3 protein-coding genes are annotated in these 3,526 nt (G+C 35.5%); all 3 read right to left on the reverse strand.

All coding sequences use genetic code 11. The features are described from left to right. Nucleotides 1–119 precede the first annotated feature (119 nt). Nucleotides 120–1,241, reverse strand: coding sequence for a bile acid:sodium symporter family protein (locus ACILQF_RS12930; RefSeq protein WP_395627813.1), 1,122 nt, complete (start codon nucleotides 1,239–1,241; stop codon nucleotides 120–122). Between the two features lie 38 nt (nucleotides 1,242–1,279). After that, a complete protein-coding gene (locus ACILQF_RS12935) occupies nucleotides 1,280–2,203 on the reverse strand; it encodes an RraA family protein (RefSeq protein WP_395627814.1) in 924 nt (307 codons plus the stop codon). An 88-nt stretch (nucleotides 2,204–2,291) separates the two neighbouring features. Next, nucleotides 2,292–3,526 (reverse strand): hypothetical protein (locus ACILQF_RS12940; RefSeq protein WP_395627815.1); only part of this gene is annotated, 1,235 nt, incomplete at its 5' end.

Genomic DNA, 3,526 nt, shown 5'->3' on the forward strand with positions numbered 1-3,526 from the left:
ACTGCAAGAGAAACCGCTTGAACATCCTTGGTTTGAGCATTTAAATTAAGGGCTGAAAAAGCTATTAAAACAATAAATAACAATGATTTATACATAGAAATTTTTTTAATAATTAACAATTAGTGTGAGCGAACTTCACCCTCTAGTTCAGGTTCTACATAACCTTCCGGAGTTTTCTTATGCCAGTAAGATGCTAACATGGATCCTGTAATATTCATCAAAGGCCCGAATACAGCAGGTGCCAAGCCCATAGTAGCAATTTTACCTAGGCTATTTGCAATTCCAGAGGCAAGACCCCCATTTTGCATACCCACTTCAATAGCAACAGTTCTAGCATCACGCTCGGGCATTTTAAATAAACGAGCAAACCAGTATCCTAAGAAATAGCCAAAAATATTATGAATAAGCACAACTAGAATCAATAGACCTCCAATTTCTAGAAGACTATTACGACCAGCTGCAGTAATTACAACTATAATTAAGGCAATACCAGTCATAGAAACAATTGGCATAGCATTATCTAGCCATTTAGCCTTACCTGATAATAGCTTATTAAATAATAGTCCGGCTCCAATAGGAATAATAATCATTTTTGCGATATCCCACATCATTTTAAACATATCAATCTCAATAAACTCGCCTGCAAGCAAATTCATGAGTAAGGGAGTTAATACAGGAGCAAGTAGCGTAGCAATTGAAGTGATAGTAAGAGATAATGCGAGGTTTGCTTTCGCTAAATAAGACATCACATTTGATGCTAAACCACTTGGAGAACAACCAATTAAGACAATTCCGGCTGCAATTTCAGGAGGAAAACTTGTCATAGAAGCTAAGAAATAACCCATACTAGGCATGATCAAAAATTGGGCTATAATACCGATAACAACGCCTTTTGGAGTTTTAATAACTGCCACAAAATCCTTCGCACTCATAGAAGTACCCATTCCAAACATAATAATCTGTATTAGGGGGGTAATTAAACCTGTAAGTTTAAACTCGCCTACAGTTATGAAATAAGTTGGGTAATAAAGTGCCATTGTTACGGCAGCAAATATGATAGTAGTGTAGGCAAAGCCCTTAAGACTTTCATAACCTCTAAAACCGAATGCCAGAGTTAGAAAAAAGGCCATTAGTATCGGACCAGCTAATTGAATATTACCCGTAAAAATCATTCCGAGAGAAATCAAAAGCAATAGAGCTGCAATTCCAATTGCTGCAGAATAAGAGTTTAACTGTTTCAAAATATCAGATTTTAATTAAAATTTATTTTTATTATTATTTACCAAGTTCTTTTACTCATAATCACATCAAGCTCAGCTCTAGTCATTTTTCCATCTTCGGGATGTTTTTCCATCCATTTAATAAAATCATCTTTAATCTCACTCGTCCACTCACTATCTAATTGACCGCTTGAGAACTTACCTGATTTTATGACTTCAAAAGCATATTTATCTCTTCTGACAATAAATTCGGCTGTAGAAACCACCTGCTCAGCTAAATGAGCTGGAACAAATAGAACACCGATTTTACCCGCAATGACAAGGTCGCCGGGCACAGCCATAGTTTTACCAATACGAATTGGAGTATTTAATCCCATTAAAACCATATCCTCCATGAAACTCGGATGAAAATCACGCACGAATGCATTAAAACCTTTAATCTCTTCAAGACCTTGGACATCCCTTGCAGCACCGTCAAAAATCACCCCATTGCCAGATTTGGTATAAATAGAAGTTGCTAGCGTGCTACCCATTAAAGTACCGGCCACAATCTTCCCAAAACCATCAGCAACGTACACATCTCCTTTTGTAAGTACAGCTATGGGCCATGAATTTGTATTCCCAACGCGTCCTTGTTGTGCCCCCCTAGATTTTAAATTCTTTTCAATATCGGGTCTTGTAGGCATAAACATAGCAGTAACTGCCCTACCGGTAATCATATCATCATTTAGTGTTTTCCAACCATATTCAAACTGATTGGTATAACCCATGACTTTTAAAACTTGCCAAGCATCATCAATTCCAATTTTTTTAGCTCTTTCTAATAAATTATCTGCAATTTTCGGACGGCCATCAGAGAAGCGTTCACCCTTCCATTCGGAAGTTAAAAAAACTAATTCCTCTTTAGAAATAGTTTGTGCTGTTGAAACTCTTACTGTAAAAACAAAAATTGTTGCGACAAGGACGAATATTTTAAACTTCATAAATTTTAATTATAATCTAAATAAACAAAAAAAATATCTAAAAAACGCTATCATTAATGATTAAACCTTTTAAATGTTTTTCGATAAATTATTTTTTTCTTGAATTTTTACTTCTAGAAGGCAAAGTGATTTTCCAAATTGTTCCTTCCAAAGCATCGTATTCAATAATATAAAGTACATTTTTTACTAAAATAGCATCTGTTGGGTTATTAAACGAATCAATGATTCTTGTCGTTTTAACAAAATAATTATCACTGCCGCTATCATAAGACATTTTTAAGTGTAGTAAATCACGACCTTGATCTGTAAAAGGTTTCATCATACTTGAGCGACTACCTAAGGAGTTTCTAAGCACAAAACCATCTCCATTAAAATCTGAAGCTAATTCTTTACGAGTATCAAAAACAAGTCCCAGAGGTGAGCTATGTGGCGTAAAAGTACTCGTGGTTACGCCAGTATTGTCACCATCCAGAATTTTACCAGAGTGTCCTCTATATTCATTGGCATCTGGTCCCAGATTCTGAACACCGGGACTAAACTTCACTCCTTCAGGAATTTTAGGAAATTCTGGATCATTTCTAAAATATTTCACTGCCCAAGCATGAGAAGAACGAGGAAGAAAAGGGTCAGTGTCTGGGTTTGGTTGCCAATCTGGATATTGCTGAGGATTTTCAATTCCACTCATCACCCAAGGGAAACCATAATGCCTACCTCCTCTTACCAAAAACATATCCTCGTTATGATCATAATCAGAGGAATTTACTACAGCAAACAAATTACCTGAAGGATCAAGAGCGATATCATAAGCATTACGAATACCTTCCGAATATATAAACCCAGCTTCCTTAAGTTTAATTAAATCATTTGGTAATTCAAGATTCAATGCATTAATTGGAAACCTAAAAATTTTGGCTGTAAGTGCATTGTCTCTTGCATTAGGATAAGCTCCTTTATTATCTTGAACTTCACCATGATCAGTCCGAGCACCGGTATTAGCGTAAATATATTTTCCGTCTTTACTTATTTCTAAAGCATTCCAACCATGGTCGAAAGTAGTGGCATTTGTCCCGTATTCTACTGTATTAAAAACCACATTTAAAGTTGGTAATCCACTTGATATTCCATCGTAACGAACCATTCTACCTTTAGTTCCTTTTTCATTATTCACACTAATATTACCACATAAAAAAAGCTGATCATTAAAAAAAACAGCACCTTGAAGACGGGTAATACCATGATCATTTGCAGAAAAAATCATTTTAGATTCCAGTTTTCCTGAATTCTTGTCAATTAAATAAACGCCTCCATCAAAATCAGTATAAT

The organism is Daejeonella sp. (assembly GCF_044232565.1).
Classification (GTDB): Bacteria; Bacteroidota; Bacteroidia; order Sphingobacteriales; family Sphingobacteriaceae; genus Daejeonella.

Coding starts and splice junctions, on each gene's coding strand:
- ACILQF_RS12935 (WP_395627814.1), bottom strand. CDS start 2,203: ATGAAGTTTAAAATATTCGTCCTTGTCGCAACAATTTTTGTTTTTACA.